Annotated in this window: 14 protein-coding genes; 5 read left to right on the top strand and 9 right to left on the bottom strand. The window is 31.5% G+C overall.

Annotation, left to right across the window (positions count from 1 at the left end; genetic code table 11):
• Positions 1–172 precede the first annotated feature (172 nt).
• From lrp to ICMP_RS01615, 4 genes are all read left to right on the top strand, one after another.
• Entirely contained in the window at positions 173–673 is a 501-nt protein-coding gene (lrp, locus tag ICMP_RS01630) for a leucine-responsive transcriptional regulator Lrp (protein ID WP_041069241.1), read from the top strand.
• A gap of 306 nt (positions 674–979) precedes the next feature.
• Positions 980–1,975: a 4-hydroxythreonine-4-phosphate dehydrogenase PdxA gene (gene pdxA, locus ICMP_RS01625; protein ID WP_041069238.1), complete on the top strand. Its 996-nt coding sequence runs from the start codon at positions 980–982 to the stop codon at positions 1,973–1,975.
• Positions 1,968–2,813 carry a 16S rRNA (adenine(1518)-N(6)/adenine(1519)-N(6))-dimethyltransferase RsmA gene (gene rsmA / locus ICMP_RS01620; RefSeq protein ID WP_041070074.1) on the top strand — a complete coding sequence of 282 codons (846 nt, stop codon included), beginning with the start codon at positions 1,968–1,970 and terminating at the stop codon, positions 2,811–2,813. Before pdxA ends, rsmA begins: the two co-directional genes overlap by 8 nt.
• A gap of 134 nt (positions 2,814–2,947) precedes the next feature.
• Positions 2,948–3,790, top strand: a complete 843-nt coding sequence (locus ICMP_RS01615; protein ID WP_041069235.1) for a symmetrical bis(5'-nucleosyl)-tetraphosphatase — start codon at positions 2,948–2,950, stop codon at positions 3,788–3,790.
• On the opposite strand, the gene folA is transcribed toward ICMP_RS01615, so the two are convergent.
• The 7 genes from folA to ICMP_RS03495 form a co-directional block, all read right to left on the bottom strand.
• On the bottom strand, positions 3,757–4,254 hold the full coding sequence (gene folA, locus ICMP_RS01610; protein ID WP_041069232.1) for a type 3 dihydrofolate reductase: 498 nt from the start codon (positions 4,252–4,254) through the stop codon (positions 3,757–3,759). The genes ICMP_RS01615 and folA overlap by 34 nt on opposite strands.
• 29 nt (positions 4,255–4,283) lie before the next feature.
• Positions 4,284–7,520 (bottom strand): carbamoyl-phosphate synthase large subunit, encoded by a 3,237-nt coding sequence (gene carB, locus ICMP_RS01605; protein ID WP_041069229.1) that lies wholly within the window; start codon positions 7,518–7,520, stop codon positions 4,284–4,286.
• Between the two features lie 2 nt (positions 7,521–7,522).
• Positions 7,523–8,686: a glutamine-hydrolyzing carbamoyl-phosphate synthase small subunit gene (gene carA, locus ICMP_RS01600; RefSeq protein ID WP_041069225.1), complete on the bottom strand. Its 1,164-nt coding sequence runs from the start codon at positions 8,684–8,686 to the stop codon at positions 7,523–7,525.
• Positions 8,687–8,837: 151 nt separating this feature from the next.
• Positions 8,838–9,653: a 4-hydroxy-tetrahydrodipicolinate reductase gene (gene dapB, locus ICMP_RS01595; protein WP_041069222.1), complete on the bottom strand. Its 816-nt coding sequence runs from the start codon at positions 9,651–9,653 to the stop codon at positions 8,838–8,840.
• 301 nt (positions 9,654–9,954) lie between these two features.
• Positions 9,955–10,446, bottom strand: coding sequence for a signal peptidase II (gene lspA / locus ICMP_RS01590; protein ID WP_041069219.1), 492 nt, complete (start codon positions 10,444–10,446; stop codon positions 9,955–9,957).
• Complete coding sequence (ileS, locus tag ICMP_RS01585; protein ID WP_041069216.1) at positions 10,446–13,262, bottom strand: isoleucine--tRNA ligase; 2,817 nt, start codon at positions 13,260–13,262, stop codon at positions 10,446–10,448. The genes lspA and ileS overlap by 1 nt, the downstream gene beginning before the upstream one ends.
• 325 nt (positions 13,263–13,587) lie before the next feature.
• Entirely contained in the window at positions 13,588–13,773 is a 186-nt protein-coding gene (locus ICMP_RS03495) for a hypothetical protein (protein WP_407078882.1), read from the bottom strand.
• Between the two features lie 208 nt (positions 13,774–13,981).
• Here ICMP_RS03495 and rpsT point away from each other — a divergent pair, with 208 nt between their 5' ends.
• A complete protein-coding gene (rpsT, locus tag ICMP_RS01580; protein ID WP_041069213.1) occupies positions 13,982–14,245 on the top strand; it encodes a 30S ribosomal protein S20 in 264 nt (87 codons plus the stop codon).
• Positions 14,246–14,369: 124 nt separating this feature from the next.
• Here rpsT and dnaJ read toward each other — a convergent pair whose 3' ends face one another.
• Together dnaJ and dnaK are read right to left on the bottom strand one after the other, a co-directional pair.
• Positions 14,370–15,488: a molecular chaperone DnaJ gene (dnaJ, locus tag ICMP_RS01575; RefSeq protein WP_041069210.1), complete on the bottom strand. Its 1,119-nt coding sequence runs from the start codon at positions 15,486–15,488 to the stop codon at positions 14,370–14,372.
• A gap of 110 nt (positions 15,489–15,598) precedes the next feature.
• Positions 15,599–17,500: a molecular chaperone DnaK gene (dnaK, locus tag ICMP_RS01570; RefSeq protein ID WP_041069206.1), complete on the bottom strand. Its 1,902-nt coding sequence runs from the start codon at positions 17,498–17,500 to the stop codon at positions 15,599–15,601.
• Positions 17,501–17,733: the final 233 nt, after the last annotated feature.

Below are 17,733 nucleotides of genomic sequence, written 5' to 3'. Positions count from 1 at the left end.
TTGGTTTCCAAAAATTAATCAATGTCACTTAACATGTAAAGTGATTAACTTTTATAAAAATACAAGTTATATATGATATATACTAGAGCAGAGTTATCATCAATAAATATATTAAAGTAGATCATTGTAGAAGATGACAAGTTAATAGTAGAATGTAAGAGAGATATATATAATGTTAAATACAAAAAAACGTCTCGGTAAAAATATAGATCGCATAGATAAAAATATTCTTAATGAATTACAGAAAAATGGTCGTATTTCTAATTTAGAACTTGCCAAACGTGTAGGATTATCTCCTACACCTTGTCTGGAACGGGTACGTCGTCTAGAACAAAAAGGTTTTATTTTAGGTTATACAGCCCAACTAAATCCACATTATCTTGATGCCTCACTACTGGTATTTGTGGAAATTACTTTGAATCGTCGTGAACCAGATATATTCGAGCAGTTTAATCTTGCTGTACAAAATCTTGATGAAACGCAAGAATGTTACTTAGTTTCAGGTGATTTTGATTATCTTTTAAAAACACGTGTAGCAGATATGTCAGCTTATCGTCAATTGCTAGGAGATATGCTCTTGCGGTTACCAGGAATCAACAACACTCGCACATATGTAGTAATGGAAGAGGTTAAACAAAGTAATCGGGTAGTAATAAAATTGGCTAATGAGTGAAATAAAATTTGATTTACAAACAACGTTAGTTAAATCTGACGTTGTTAGTAACGCATATCCGTGAATTTAAATAGATAAAAAAACCAGTTAAAAATATATTATTGCGAATTTCTTCGAAGCTTAAAAATTTTAAAATTATATTTTATAACGTTCAGAAGGACGAAATAACAGATTTACTTGTTCTACTAGAATTTCTTATAATATAAAATTACCGAGAGGATAAGTGATAGATTCATATTAAAATTTGGCTAACTGAAATCAATTCTCTAGCTTATGTAAAGATATTTTTATAAATAGGTTATAAGCATGTTAAATAGTAATTTCCGGTTAGCAATTACACCTGGTGAACCAGCAGGAATTGGACCAGATCTAGTGATTCAGATAGCACAACATTATTGGCCGGTCGAAATAGTAGTTTTTAGCTGTATGGAATTGTTAAAAAATAGAGCTAAACAAATGGGATTACCATTGATACTTCGTCAATATGATCCAAGCAAATCTCCGCAGAAACACCAACGTGGCACTTTGACCGTTTTTCCTATAGATACGCTTCATCCAGTAAAAGCAGGTCATCTGTCTATTGCTAATAGTCAATATGTAATAAATACTTTATCAATGGCTTGTGAGAAATGTATGACAGGAGAGTTTCAAGCGCTTATTACAGGTCCTGTACATAAAGGCATTATTAATGCTGCAGGTATTGATTTTACAGGTCATACAGAATTTTTTGCTAATGTAACGAATTGTAAAAGAGCTGTCATGATGTTTGTAACAGATAATATGCGAGTAGCACTTGCCACTAATCACTTACCATTAAAAGAAGTTTACTCTGCAATTACTTGTAATAGCCTATATGAAATAATAACTATTTTACACAGTGAGTTACAAAAAAAATTTTCTTTAGATAAGCCACATATTTATGTATGTGGATTAAATCCTCATGCAGGAGAAAATGGATATATAGGTCAAGAAGAAATTGTTACTATTATACCCACTTTAAAAAAGTTACGTAAAGAAGGCATTTACTTAACTGGACCACTATCAGCAGATTCGATTTTTCAACCGGAATATCTAAGAAGTGCTGATGCTATACTAGCTATGTATCATGATCAAGGATTACCAGTATTAAAATTTCAAGGGTTTGGTAAAGCTGTTAATATTACATTAGGTCTTCCATTTATCCGTACATCTGTTGATCATGGTACAGCTATTCAATTAGCTGGTCAGAATATAGCTGATTCCTACAGTCTTATGAAAGCTATTAATTTGGCAATTCATATAAGTAAAAAAAATGATGCATAAACAATTCTATAAAAACCACCATATACGAAAGCGTTTTGGACAACATTTTTTAATAAATGTAAACATTATTAATAGAATAATATCTGCTATTAATCCGCAATCCAATGATTATATCATAGAAATTGGTCCGGGATTAGGAGCTTTAACGGAACCAATAATTAAGTATTTAGATAACTTAACGATAATAGAAATTGATCGCGATTTAGTAAGACGGTTAAGTGACAATAACCATATAAATAAAAAAATAATTATTCTTGAAAAAGATGTTATGAATGTTAATTTCAGTAAATTGATACAAAAAAATAAAAAAATGAGAATATTTGGTAATTTACCTTATAATATTTCCACAAAAATAATATTTTATCTCTTTAATTACATTACTTTCATTAAAGATATGCATTTTATGCTTCAAAAAGAAGTAGCCGATCGATTAGTAGCAAAACCTGGAGAAAAATCTTATGGTAAATTAACTATCATGGCACAATACTATTGTCAAATAATTCCTTTGTTTACAATATCTTCAGGTTCTTTTTTTCCATCACCTAATGTAGATTCAGTAATGGTACGTTTAATACCTCATCAAATAATACCTTATCCCGCCATAGATATGTGTATGTTAAATTTTATTGTAAATGAAGCTTTTAAAAAAAGGAGGAAAATTTTACGCAATAGTTTGAAGAATATATTTACAGCAGAAGTTTTAGAATTGTTTGGTATTTGCCCTCTGTCACGAGCAGAAAATATATCAGGAGAACAATATATCAAGTTAGCTAATTCGATATCTAATCAATATAGTCTTGTGAAGAAAAATATCTTTCCTATATCAATAGGACATTAATTTATAAATTTCATACTGCCTTGAATCAAGGAAATATTAGATATCTTGTTTAAGATTAATTAGCTTTATATTTTATACATGTTGTAATATTTATATTCAATGATAAAGATAAATTATGATTAATGGTATGTTATATGAATACGTATTTAGTTGGGGATATTCACGGTTGTTATGAAGAATTGCGTAATTTGTTAGATCAAGTTAAATTTGATCCTGACAAAGATATTTTATGGTTAACAGGAGATTTAGTATCTCGTGGTCCGCACTCTTTAGAAGTTCTTCGTTATTTAAAGTCCATTCAAAATAGCATTAAATTAGTTTTAGGAAATCATGATATTTATTTATTAACACTTTACAATAATATTAATTCTAATATTATAGACGAGAATTTTACTTCTTTATTGCAAGCAAGTGATATAGATGAATTAATGCAATGGATGCGTCATCAGCCTTTGCTACAAGTAGATGAAGAAAAAAAATTAATAATGGCCCATGCTGGCATTCCACCCCAATGGAATTTGAAAATAGCCAAATTATGTGCAAGTGAAATCGCTAAATTACTTTCTAATAAAAATTATACTACTTTACTTAATTCTATATACAATAATAATAAGTGTTCATGGTTAGACACAAAACTAAATAATTCAGAACGAATGCTATTCAGCATTAATGCTCTTACCCGCATGCGCTATTGTGATTTCAACAACAACATAAATTTAGAATTTAAAGGAAATCCGGAAGAAGTATCTACTGTGTTAAAGCCTTGGTTTTTAATTGATAACATGGCATTAGTTAATTATACCATAGTTTTTGGTCATTGGTCATCATTAAAAGGACGCGGTATTCCAAAAGGAGCGATTGGTCTTGATACTGGTTGTTGTTTAGGAGGACCACTAACATTATTGCATTGGGAAAAAAAACAATACTATTTGCAAGGTTGTCTTCATAAACGACGATCTAAAATTTCAAAGCAATAGTTATATATATTTTTTTCATTTGCCGCATGAAATTCAGTGAAGATTACATGCCATTCATTTGGTTTATATTCCGGAAAAATAGTATCACCTTTTACCTTTAAGTATACATGTGTAAGATAGAGGCGATCAGCAATTTTTATCATTTGCTCGTATACATTCCCACCACCAATAATCATGATCTCCTCTGCCTCAGCGGCCTCCGTTGCAACTAGAAGTGCTTGTCTTAATGAATTTACCCAAGTTATTCCTTTTTTTATAATTGGTTGATTTTTGCTTACCACGATATTCCAACGATTTGGTAAAGGCTTACCAATAGATTCAAAAGTTAAACGTCCCATAATAATGGGTTTATTTAAAGTATGATACTTAAACCATTTCAAATCATCAGGTAATATCCAAGGTATAGAATTGCTTTTGCCAATGATTCTATCAATCGTTAATGCTGCGATAAGACTAACTTTCATAATCAACTCTTTGCTTTTTTAATGAAATGTTATTTATTATCGGTATATTTAGTACTACTATGCCTTTCTTGTAAGGAAATTACGTGTTTTATTGGATCTGCATGTAATGCTAAAATTGTAGCAAAGCTGCTGTTTAAAGTAGTATCATAGTGTACTTTATATTTTAATGCACTACGACGAATAACTTTTGAATCTTCAATTGCTTGACGACCTGAAGTGGTATTAACTATATAAGTATATTCTCCATTTTTTAAAATATCTTGAATATTTGGATTTATTTCATGTACTTTACTTACTATACGTGCTTTCAAACCTGCTTTTATTAATACTGTAGCTGTACCATATGTAGCATCTATTTCAAAGCCAAAATACTGTAATTGTGTAGCTAAATCAACAATGCGTTTTTTATCATTTTCACGTACTGACAGTAATGCACGTCCTGTTTTCTTCATTTTACTTTTTTCACCTAACATTGCTTTTGCAAATGCTTCGGCAAATGTATAGCCTATACCCATGACTTCACCAGTGGACCTCATTTCTGGACCTAGAATAGGATCAACACCTGGAAATTTATTAAATGGTAAAACTGCTTGTTTTACAGAAAAGTAAGGTGGTATTATCTCTCTTGTGATACCTTGTTCCATTAAAGATTGACCTACCATAACACGAGCAGCTATCTTAGCTAGAGGTATACCAGTGGCTTTAGATACAAAAGGCACTGTACGTGAAGCACGAGGATTAACCTCAATAAGATAAATGTCATTATTTTTGACAGCAAATTGTACGTTTACCAAACCGCAAATATTCATTTTAAATGATAAAAGTTTAACTTGTTCACGTATCTTGTATTGAGTCTCTTCACTGAGAGTATAAACAGGAAGCGAGCAAGCTGAGTCTCCTGAATGTACTCCGGCTTGCTCAATATGTTCTAAAATACCTCCAATTAGAACATTCTCTCCATCACAAATAGCATCTACATCTATCTCTATAGCATCATCCAAAAAATTATCTAATAATACAGGTGCATTATAGGATGCATTGACAGCTGTTTGAAAATAGTGTTTAAGATCACTTTCATTGTAAACTATTTCCATAGCCCGACCTCCTAGTACATAAGAAGGACGCACTACTATAGGATATTTAATTATACTAGCCTTTTCTATAGCTTCTTCTAATTTAGTAACAGTCGCATTAGAGGGTTGTTTAAATCCAAGTTCTTTAACTATAACTTGAAATTTTTTTCTATCTTCAGCCAAATCTATAGAGGCTGGACTTGTACCTATCAAGGGCACACCAGCTTGTTCTAAATATTTAGCTAATTTTAGTGGAGTTTGACCTCCATATTGTATAATTACCCCTTTAGGTTTCTCAATATGAACAATTTCTAGTACATCCTCCAAAGTAATAGCTTCAAAATAAAGTCTATCAGAAATATCATAATCAGTAGATACTGTTTCAGGATTACAGTTTACCATAATAGTCTCGTAACCATCTGCACGTAATGCCAACGCCGCATGTACACAACAATAATCAAACTCAATCCCTTGTCCTATACGATTTGGACCAGCTCCAAGGATTATGATTTTATTCTTATTATTTGTTGGATTAGATTCACATTCTGCTTCATAAGTAGAATACATATAAGCAGTATCAGTAGAAAATTCTGCTGCACAAGTATCAACACGTTTATAAACTGGATGTAAATTATAATTTTGGCGCAATTGACGTATTTCATTTTCACCAGTATTAAGCAAGGTTGCTATACGTGCGTCAGAAAATCCTTTACGTTTCAATTGACGTAAAAATTTTTTTGTTAATCCATTAATACCCATAGATACAATTTGTTGTTCTAGATTTATAATTTCTTGTATCTGCACTAAAAACCAGCGATCTATATTAGTTAATTGGAAGATATCATCTAATAACATACCTGCACGATAAGCATCTGCTATATACCAAATACGATCGCAACCTGCATCTTTTAACTGATGTCTAATTATATTTAATGCATTCTGATCATTCAGATCAGTTTTAGGATCAAATCCCGTAGTACCTAACTCTAATCCTCTTAATGCTTTTTGTATTGATTCCTGAAAAGTGCGACCAATTGACATTACTTCACCTACTGATTTCATTTGAGTAGTTAAGCGATCATTAGCTCCAGAAAATTTTTCGAAATTAAAACGAGGCATTTTGACTACTACATAATCTATTGTAGGTTCAAAAGAGGCTGGGGTAAGATTATTAGTAATATCATTCATTAATTCATCTAAGGTATAACCTATTGCTAATTTAGCTGATATTTTTGCAATTGGAAAACCAGTTGCTTTTGAGGCAAGAGCAGAGGAACGAGATACTCTAGGATTCATTTCGATAACTACAAGACGACCATTCTTAGGATTAATTGCAAATTGTACGTTAGATCCGCCTGTTTCCACTCCTATTTCACGTAGTACTGCGATAGCAGCATTACGCATTATCTGGTATTCCTTATCAGTCATAGTTTGAGCTGGCGCAATAGTAATAGAATCTCCTGTATGTATGCCCATTGCATCAAAATTTTCTATTGAGCAAACAATTATACAATTGTCGTTCTTATCACGTACTACCTCCATTTCATATTCTTTCCAACCAATTAATGATTCATCTATTAAAAGTTCATTAATTGGTGAAAGATCAATAGCACGTTCACAAATTGCTTCACATTCTTCTAGGTTATAAGCAATACCACCACCGCTGCCTCCCATAGTAAAAGAAGGACGAATTACACAGGGAAATCCCATTTCTTTAGCTATTTTTATTGCATCTTCTAGAATATGTGCAATACCACATTTAGGGGTATCTAATCCAATTTTTTTCATAGCTTTATCAAAGCGTTGCCTATCTTCCGCCTTATCAATGGCCTCAGCAGTTATACCTATCATATCTACTTCAAATTCTTTGAGTATACCTTGATGTTCTAACTCAAGGGCACAATTTAGAGCTGTTTGACCTCCCATTGTAGGTAAAATAGCATCAGGACGTTCTTTTTGGATTATTTTACTCAATATTTTAAAATTTAGCGGTTCTATATAAGTCGCATCTGCCATTTCTGGATCAGTCATGATTGTGGCTGGATTAGAATTCACTAAAATAATCCGATACCCTTCTTCACGTAGTGCTTTGCAAGCTTGCACCCCCGAATAATCAAATTCACAAGCTTGACCAATAACTATTGGGCCTGCTCCAAGTATTAAGATAGATTGTATATCGTTACGTTTAGGCATCATTAAGCTCCCACAGAAAAAGCCAATTTCGAACGGTAGATTACAATTAATTCTATGAAATAATCGAATAATGAAGCCGCATCATGCGGACCTGGACTTGCTTCTGGATGACCCTGAAAACTGAAAGCAGGTTTATCAGTCCGATGAAGTCCTTGTATAGTATGATCAAACAAAGAAATATGAGTTACGCGAAGATTCCTAGGAATAGAGCTTGCATCCACTGCAAAGTTATGGTTTTGTGAAGTAATCATTATATTGTTCGTATAACAGTCTTTAACAGGATGGTTACTTCCATGATGACCAACTTTCATTTTAATAGTTTTTGCTCCACTAGCTAAAGCTAATAATTGATGACCAAGACAAATACCAAATATTGGAATATCTGTTTTTAAAAATGTTTTTATAGCTTTTATAGCATAATGACACGATTCTGGATCACCTGGTCCATTAGAAAGAAAAATTCCATCTGGATTCATTTTTAAAACTTCCGAAGCAGAAGTTTGAGCAGGAACAACTGTTAAAGAACAACCTCGATCTACTAACATACACAGAATATTACGTTTTATTCCGTAATCATATGCAACTACATTGTAAGGTAATTCTTCTTTCTTTCTCTTTTCTAAGGAATTACTATGTAACCGCCAACTACTTTTTCTCCATTTATAAGGTTGTGATGTACAGACTTCTTTTGCTAAATCCATGCCTTTTAAACCTAAAAAATTACGTGTTTCTTTAATAGCTAATTTAGCGTCTGGATTATCACCAGCAATAATACAACCTTTCTGGATACCTTTTTGGCGAAGTAATCGGGTTAGTTGACGTGTATCAATGTCTGTAATAGCTACCGTATGATTGCGTTGCAAATAATGATCGAAGTCTTCTTCGCTTCTAAAGTTACTACCTATTAATGATAGGTCTCGTATCACTAAACCTTGTGCATAAATTTTAGTAGATTCTTCGTCAAGACTATTAATACCAACATTTCCTATGTGAGGATAAGTAAGAGTAACTATTTGACGATAATAAGAAGGATCAGTAATAATTTCTTGATAACCCGTAATGGATGTATTAAAAACAACTTCTCCAACTACTAATCCTGTTATTCCAACAGATCTGCCACTAAATTGACTTCCATCTTCTAATACTAAAAGTGCTTCTTTAATCAAGATATCCTCCAAATAATAAACTTTATATTTAATATATGATATTAATTTATTGTTGGAAAACAATTGCAATATTTACAAATACTATTTATATAAATGATATAAGTTATATATTTGAAATATAATATTTATTAAATAACATGATAAATAATAATTATAAGGTCGATAATGCTAATACATCCTGCATGCTGTATATGCCTGGTTTTTTATTATTAACCCATATAGCAGCTTTTAAAGCACCATGAGCAAAGGTAATGCGACTAGATGCCTTATGTGTAATTTCTATGCGTTCTCCGATATCTGCAAATATAGCAGTGTGTTCTCCTATAATATCTCCAGCTCGTATAGTTGCAAAACCAATAGTATTAGCTAAACGTTTTCCACTGTGAATACCTCTGTTATAAATAGCTTTTTTATTTAAATCCCAATGCATTATATTAGCAATTGCTTCTCCCATAGCCAATGCTGTACCTGAAGGAGCATCTCTTTTATTACGATGATGACTTTCTATAATTTCAATATCTGCATAATTTCCCATAACTGTAGTTATTTTTTCTAGTAATTTAATTACTACATTAATTCCTACACTAAAATTCGGAGATAAAACAATACTAATATTTTCTGAAGCAAGAAAAATTTTTTTCTTTTCGTATTCAGTAAACCCAGTAGTTCCAATAACCATAGATTTTTTATATTTACAACAAAAATCGATATATGTTAATGTTGCCGCAGGATTAGTAAAATCAATTAGTACATCAAAATCGTTAATAGCCGTATTTAAATTATCTATTAGTTTGATGCCTAGTATTTTTTCTCCAACTACTTGACCAACATCAATTCCTGTTACTATAGAGCCTGGCCGAACGAAAGCTGCTCCTAATACAATTCCTTCTATATGTGGAAGTGATTGAATTAGCTTTTTTCCCATACGACCTGTTACACCAGCAATAGCAATTCTCATATTTGTCATAAAACCATATGAAGTATTTTTATAACTTTGTTTACATTAATTAATAACGCAGTTATTTGGGAAGGTCAAATATAATATATGCTATTTTATAGTAAGTTCCATTTTTTTACTAATGGATAAAATACACTATGAGCTGAAAAAAAAATCATTTATGTATTTTAACTTCTTCTATAAAGATTACACCAATGTACCACAATTTATTAACTAACTATTATGTCATTTATGATATGTGTTTTTAATGACAGTTCCACTATGTATATGAAGAGCACCTTATGTACTACCAAAAATATTTTAATTTGTATTATTTATCAGTGGTGTGATTAAACAAGTATTTTATTCCTAATAGGAAAGTTGCAATAGAAATACAGCTGTCTGCTATATTAAAAGTAGGAAAATGCCAATTTTCTATATGTAAATCAATAAAATCTATAACAAATCCATGGAAAATTCTGTCAAATAAATTGCCTACAGCTCCTCCTAAAAGTAAAGCATAAGAGATATTATTAAAATTTGGGTACGATTTACTATCGTACATTATTCTTAAGATAATTGATATTATCACAAAGGTAGCAATAATCATAACCCAATGTTGCCAACCGTTACTATTCGAAAACAAGCTGAATGCTGCTCCATAATTACGACTAAAAAACAAATTTATGAATGGCATTAATGGTTTACTTTCATATAGCATAATATTTGCTAACACCAATTTCTTACTAATAACATCAAGCAACATACTTAGCAGACTAATCCAACACCAATATAATCCACTATAACGCATAAATCTAAACATTAAACGTATCTACGATACTCGCCTTCACCAAAAATATTATCATAACAACGACTACATATATTCACATTATTTTTATTTGCACCTATATCATAGGTATAATGCCAACAACGCAAACATTTTTTACCTTTAGATTTATTGATCTTAATTTTTAACCCTTTAAATAATTTACTTTGTTGCACATCTTCACCAGCTTTTGACAAATCATATATTTGTACTTCTGAAGTTAATAAAAGAAATTTTAATTCTTTTCCTAAAAGGTATAATTTAGCAGCTAAATCTTGATCTGCATACAACACAAGAGATACTTCTAGGTTGTTGCCAATATATTTATCCGAACGTGCTTTTTCTATGATCTTATTTACCTCATTGCGTATATGAATTAATTCAGACCAATAAGAATCATTTAGTTCTGTATTATCTGATAAACTAAAAAGACCATCATACCATTCTTCAGTAAATACATATTTACTATGATCACCTGGTAAATAGTTCCAAATTTCATCAGCAGTGAAAGAAATAATAGGCGATATCCAACGTACTAGCGCTTGTGTAATATGCCATAATGCTGTTTGACAACTAAGTCTTGCAAAACTTTTTCTTTTACCTGTATACTGACGATCTTTAATGATATCAAGATAAAAAGCACCCATATCTATGGAACAAAATTGCATTAAATGTTGAATTACACTATGAAAATCATAATTATCATAAAATTTAGTAATATCTAATTGTGTTAAATTTGCTTTCCCTACAGCCCATCTATCAATAGCTACCATATTTTCTGGTTCTACTAAATCTTTTTGAGGATTAAAATCGTTAATATTAGCTAGTAAGAAACGTGCTGTATTACGAATGCGACGATAAATGTCTACAGAGCGTGTTAAAATTTCATGAGATACCGCCATTTCACTGGAATAATTATTTGATGCTACCCATATGCGTAAAATGTCAGCACCAAATTTATCTACTATTTCTTGAGGAGATATAGTATTGCCTATTGATTTAGACATTTTACGACCTTGTGCATCTACAGCAAAACCATGAGTGATCACCTTCTTATAAGGTGCCTTATCTCTTATAAGAGTAGAAATAATTAGAGATGACATAAACCATCCCCTATACTGATCTGATCCTTCTAGATACATATCGGGTAGATGATCTTCAAATTCCGGACGCTTTTCTACAACTGAATAGCTTGTACAACCTGAATCAAACCAAACATCTAATACATCTAGTATTTTTACATAATTATTAGCATCTTTACCTATAAGATCATATATATCAATATCCCACCAAACTTGAATACCTTTTTTTTCTACAAGTTTAGCTATTTTTTCTATCAAGTTTAAGGTATTTGGATGTAATTGATCAGTGTCTTTATTTACTAGAAGTGTCAAAGGAACTCCCCAACTTCGTTGCCTAGATACACACCAATCCGGACTATTTCTAACCATGGTTTCCATTTGTAATTGACCCCAACCTGGAGCCCATTTAACTTTTTTAATTTCTTCTATAAGTCTCGACCTTAAGTTATTTTTATCTAAGTTAATAAACCATTGTGGAGTCGCTCTCAAAATAACAGGATTTTTATGACGCCAGCAATGTGGGTAACTATGATAGAAGTGTTCAACTTTAAGAAGACAATTATTTTTCTGCAGTAATTTTATGATTAAATCATTAGCTTTAAATATATTTATTCCATCTAATGTTGGATAAGTTCCTTGTATATAGTTACCATTAGATTGAACGAAGTTCTTATTTTTGATATTATATTTTTTACAGAGAATATGATCCTCTAATCCATGATTAGGTGCTATATGAACTGCCCCAGTACCCATGTCTAATGTTATATGTTCTCCCATAATTACTGGTATATCAAAATCCATAAAAGGATGGTGAAAACATATATCTTCTAATGAAGATCCCATAACTGTTCCCAGTATTTGCCATGATGAAATGGAAAAACATTTCATCACATCATTAATAAGGGATTTGGCCATAATAAAATTATAATATTTAGTATGTACTAATTGATATTCAGCAGATGGATGTAAAGCAATAGCACAGTTAGCTGGTAATGTCCAAGGGGTAGTGGTCCAAATAATTATTCCTACTGGATTATTAATATCTTTAATATTAAAGATATCTTTTATATATGCAATATTACTAACCATAAACATAACATATATAGAAAAAGAATTTATGTCATGATACTCAACTTCTGCATCTGCTAAAGCGGAACTACAGTCAAAACACCAATGTATGGGTTTGGATCCCTTATATAGGTAACCTTTGGCAATAATTTTTCCTAAAGCACGAATGATATTTGCCTCAGTATGAAATTCCATTGTTAGATATGGATTATGCCATTCACCTAATATCCCAAGACGTATAAAGTCTCTTTTTTGAGCTTCTACTTGTTCAATGGCATATTTCCGACACAATAAACGAAAATTTTGCTCTGTAATTTTTTCGGCTATTTTATTAGTTATTTGTTCTACTTTATGTTCAATTGGAAGACCATGACAATCCCAACCTGGTACATAAGGAGCATTAAAACCAGACATATTTTTAGATTTTATAATAATATCTTTAATAATTTTATTAATTGCATGGCCAATGTGAATTTTCCCATTAGCATAAGGAGGACCGTCATGTAATATAAACATTTTTTTGCCTTTTTTATGTTGACAAATAAGTCTATATAAATCGTCCTCATGCCAGCGTTTTAATATAAATGGTTCCTTTTTAGCTAAATTGCCACGCATGGGAAACTTTGTTACTGGTAAGTTTAAAGTAGATTTATAATTAGTCATTACCTTTCAAGTCTCTTATGGATATTTTACAACGGTATATACATAATAAATATTATTTTTAACCAATTCACTATTAATATTAGATATATATCTTTAGCTGTATAAGTTGTATTAAGTATTTACAATAAGTAAAATTAAATAAAATATTTCTACCATATATATGCCTGTTATTGGAGATATTATAGGTTTGTATATTTTTATTTCGATTGGGGAAATTCAAATATCGTTGATAAAATCATCTGCCGATAATTTTGAAAAATATGATCAAATTTTTTACATAGTAATACATTCCATATTTTTCGATTATGTTTATTTTTGATGCATGTTAAATGCGCTGGAACTTTACTTGACTACCTAAAAGAAATTCCAGTTGATGAGTTTCAAATAACATAACTGGTATTTTATATTTATAAATTTTTGTTGCGTAATTTTTTAAAAAATATTTATGACAACGGTGGATACAATCAAAATGACCCATAGTTAAGGCACATCCACGATGAAATTTTCTAATCTTAAACTTAACAAATTATTTGCAAAAATCATCAATAAATAAATTTTAATATTAAAACAATAATAAACTAAAATGTTGATTTTTAACATAATTAATATTAATTGATAATAACATTATTTAAAACAACTTTTTCTAAATAGTATTGACCTTTTTAATAATAATGTGCTATTATTTAAATAATTTATGTATATATTTGGAGAGCAAATATATGGCTAATATTAAATCCGCTAAAAAACGTATAATAAAATCAGAAAAGCAACGTAAGTATAATGCCAGCCGACGCTCTATGATTCGTACTTCTATCAAACATGTCTATGCTGCAATTGCTATTGGAGATAAAACCGCTGCTCAAGCAGCATTTAAAAAAATGCAACCACTATTAGATAGTCAAGCTACTAAAGGACTTATTCATAAAAATAAAGCAGCCCGTCATAAAACAAAATTAAGTTTACATATTAGTAAATTAACATAAGTTTTACATGTAATTATCCCACTAAATGATAATGGTAGTTAATAAAAAACAGCTCAAATACCCAAAACAATAGCATATTTGAGCTATCATTTATTTGATTCATTAAATTCGACAATACTACTTATTATCTGGTTAAATCATCAAAAAATTTTTTCATCCCATCAAAAAAACTTTTAGATTGTGGACTATTTTTTTCTCCAGTAGGTCCACAAAAACTTCTTTCTAAATCTCTTAGCAGATTTTTCTGTTTTTCATTAAGATTAATGGGGGTTTCAATAATTACCCGACACATTAAATCACCCAATGTACCGTTATGAACTGAACTTACTCCTTTTCCACGTAATCTAAATAACCTACCAGTTTGCGTTTCTGAAGGTATTTTTAATTTTACCCGACCATTTAGAGTGGGCACTTCTATTTCACCACCTAAAGCAGCCATAGCAAAATTAATCGGTACTTTGCAATATAGATTATTTCCTTCCCGAACAAATATAGGATGTTTTTTTATAGAGATGTCTACATATAGGTCTCCTGCTCCAGCACCATATTCACCTGCTTCTCCTTCTCCAGTTAACCTAATTCTGTCTCCGGTATCAATACCGGCCGGAATCTTAACGGATAGACTCTTTAATTTTTTTACTTTACCATTACCCCGACATATACTACAAGGATTTTTAATTACCTTACCACGTCCTTGACAAAACGGACACGTTTGTTGCATCGTAAAAAAACCTTGACGCATGTGTACTTGACCACTACCTTGGCAAGTAGGACAATTTTGTGGTTGTGTGCCTTTTTTAGCTCCACTACCCCGACATTCTTTGCATTGATCTAAGGTAGGGACTCCTATTTCTTTAAAGATACCGCGTACTGCTTCTTCCAGCGTTAGTTCTAGATTGTAACGTATATCTGCACCTCTCGTAGGATGTTGACGACGTCCTCCACCAAAAATATCTCCAAAAACATCCCCAAATATATCGCTAAAATCCGAGTTACCAAAACCAGCTCCACTACTCTGCTGATCAAAAGCACTATGTCCAAATTTATCATAAGCTGCTCTTTTGTGTTTATCAATTAAAACTTCATATGCCTCCTTAATTTCTTTAAATTTAGCCTCAGCTTCTTTATTAGGATTACGATCAGGATGATACTTCATTGCTAATCGCTTGTAGGCTTTTTTAATCATCTGATCATCTGCTGATTTAGAAATTCCTAAAATATTATAATAGTCACTTTTTACCATGGTTTGCCTTTAACATGATTACACTATTAATAATATAATCTGTTGTACGCGTGTGCTTAAGGCGATTGCTGAATCAACCCAACCGCCATACTTAATAAGTAATATTCAATTTATTTTTTATTGTCTTTTACTTCTTCAAATTCCGCATCTACAACATTATTATCTTTATTAGTAGTTGATGTGTTATTCACACTTGCTTGTTGTTGAGCCATTTCCATCAGTTTACTAGAAGCTTGCATGACATCCTTTATCTTAGCTTCAATTTCATTTTTATTTTCTTGTTTTAGAACTGCTAGAAGATTATCTATTGATTTCTCAATATTGATTCTATCGGCATCTGATATTTTTCCTTTTAATCCATCTAGTTGCTTACGAGTACTATGAATGATTTGATCACCTTGATTACGTATTTGAACTAATTCTTCGAATTTCCGATCTACTTCAGCATTTGCTTCCGCATCTTTTACCATTTTCTGAATTTCTTGCTCATTTAAACCTGAAGAAGCTTTAATAGTAATTTTTTGTTCTTTACCACTTTTTTTATCTTTAGCAGATACATGCAAAATGCCGTCAGCATCAATATCGAAAGTAACTTCTATTTGAGGAATACCGCGAGGAGCAGGTTGAATACCATCAAGATTAAATTGTCCTAGAGATTTATTGTCTATAGCACGTTTTCTTTCACCCTGAAGAACGTGAACTGTTACCGCAGATTGATTATCTTCAGCAGTAGAAAATATTTGACTATGTTTAGTAGGAATAGTTGTATTCTTACTAATTAAAGTAGTCATAACACCACCCATAGTTTCAATGCCTAATGAAAGAGGAGTAACATCTAACAATAAAACATCTTTAACATCTCCGGCAAGAACACCACCTTGTACTGCTGCCCCAACAGCAACTGCTTCATCTGGATTAACATCTTTACGTGGTTCTTTACCGAAAAATTCAGCTACTTTAGCTTGAACCATAGGCATACGTGTTTGTCCACCCACTAAAATAATATCCTTAATATCAGATACTGACAAACCTGCATCTTTCAATGCAACTTTTAATGGTTCAATAGAACGAATAACTAAATCTTCTACTAAAGATTCTAATTTTGCACGAGTAACTTTAATATTTAAGTGTTTAGGTCCTGCAGAATCAGCTGTAATATATGGTAAGTTTACATCAGTTTGCTGAGCAGAAGAAAGTTCAATTTTTGCTTTTTCCGCGGCTTCTTTAAGACGTTGCATGGCTAAAGGATCATTATGTAAATTCACTCCTTGATCTTTCTTAAATTCAGCAACTAAATAATTAATTAATCTACTATCAAAATCTTCACCGCCTAAATGAGTGTCTCCATTTGTGGCTAACACTTCAAAAGTTTTTTCGCCTTCTACTTCATCAATTTCAATGATAGAAATGTCAAAAGTACCACCACCAAGATCATAAACAGCAATAGTTGTATTACCTTTATTTTTATCAAGACCGTACGCTAAAGCTGCTGCTGTTGGTTCATTGATAATGCGTTTCACTTCTAAACCAGCAATACGTCCTGCATCTTTAGTTGCTTGACGTTGAGCATCATTAAAGTATGCTGGTACAGTAATAACTGCTTCAGTAACACATTCCCCTAAAAAATCTTCTGCAGTTTTCTTCATTTTTTTAAGTACTTCTGCAGAAATTTGTGGAGGAGCCATCTTTTGTCCTTTTACTTCTAACCATGCATCTCCATTTTCCGCTTGAACAATTTTATACGGCATAATTTTGATATCACGTTGTATTTCTGCATCTTTAAAACGACGCCCAATCAACCGTTTGATAGCAAATAAAGTATTTTGTGGATTGGTTACTGCCTGACGTTTAGCTGGTTGTCCAACTAAAGTTTCTCCATCTGGCATATAGGCGATAATCGATGGTGTAGTGCGATCACCTTCTGCATTTTCTAGTACGCGAGCTTTAGACCCATCCATAACAGCAACACAAGAATTTGTGGTGCCTAGATCAATACCTATAATCTTACCCATCTAAACATCTCCTCTATAGAATTTTTCTCAAATCAGTTGTGTGGGCTGATTCATATAAATTCTATTACTATACTATAAAATAGTTTTTCACCACTTTATGTTATGGTCTTATTAAAAAACGGAATAACATTTAAATGGGGATTACATTTATATGCATCAAGGGTGGAAGATAAAAAAATATAAAAATCAATATATTTAATATAAGTCAATTATATTGATTATATTTTACGATG

It is taken from the genome of Candidatus Ishikawaella capsulata Mpkobe (assembly GCF_000828515.1).
In the GTDB taxonomy this organism is placed as follows: domain Bacteria; phylum Pseudomonadota; class Gammaproteobacteria; order Enterobacterales; family Enterobacteriaceae; genus Ishikawella; species Ishikawella capsulata.
Note: the sequence above shows the minus strand (reverse complement) of the source record. Positions and strands in the feature narration are given on the sequence as shown.

What these genes read in the sequence shown, in the direction of transcription:
- lrp (WP_041069241.1), top strand. Translation starts at nt 173, where the DNA reads ATGTTAAATACAAAAAAACGTCTCGGTAAAAATATAGATCGCATAGAT.
- pdxA (WP_041069238.1), top strand. Translation starts at nt 980, where the DNA reads ATGTTAAATAGTAATTTCCGGTTAGCAATTACACCTGGTGAACCAGCA.
- rsmA (WP_041070074.1), top strand. Translation starts at nt 1,968, where the DNA reads ATGCATAAACAATTCTATAAAAACCACCATATACGAAAGCGTTTTGGA.
- ICMP_RS01615 (WP_041069235.1), top strand. Translation starts at nt 2,948, where the DNA reads ATGAATACGTATTTAGTTGGGGATATTCACGGTTGTTATGAAGAATTG.
- folA (WP_041069232.1), bottom strand. Translation starts at nt 4,254, where the DNA reads ATGAAAGTTAGTCTTATCGCAGCATTAACGATTGATAGAATCATTGGC.
- carB (WP_041069229.1), bottom strand. Translation starts at nt 7,520, where the DNA reads ATGCCTAAACGTAACGATATACAATCTATCTTAATACTTGGAGCAGGC.
- dapB (WP_041069222.1), bottom strand. Translation starts at nt 9,653, where the DNA reads ATGACAAATATGAGAATTGCTATTGCTGGTGTAACAGGTCGTATGGGA.
- lspA (WP_041069219.1), bottom strand. Translation starts at nt 10,446, where the DNA reads ATGTTTAGATTTATGCGTTATAGTGGATTATATTGGTGTTGGATTAGT.
- ileS (WP_041069216.1), bottom strand. Translation starts at nt 13,262, where the DNA reads ATGACTAATTATAAATCTACTTTAAACTTACCAGTAACAAAGTTTCCC.
- rpsT (WP_041069213.1), top strand. Translation starts at nt 13,982, where the DNA reads ATGGCTAATATTAAATCCGCTAAAAAACGTATAATAAAATCAGAAAAG.
- dnaJ (WP_041069210.1), bottom strand. Translation starts at nt 15,488, where the DNA reads ATGGTAAAAAGTGACTATTATAATATTTTAGGAATTTCTAAATCAGCA.
- dnaK (WP_041069206.1), bottom strand. Translation starts at nt 17,500, where the DNA reads ATGGGTAAGATTATAGGTATTGATCTAGGCACCACAAATTCTTGTGTT.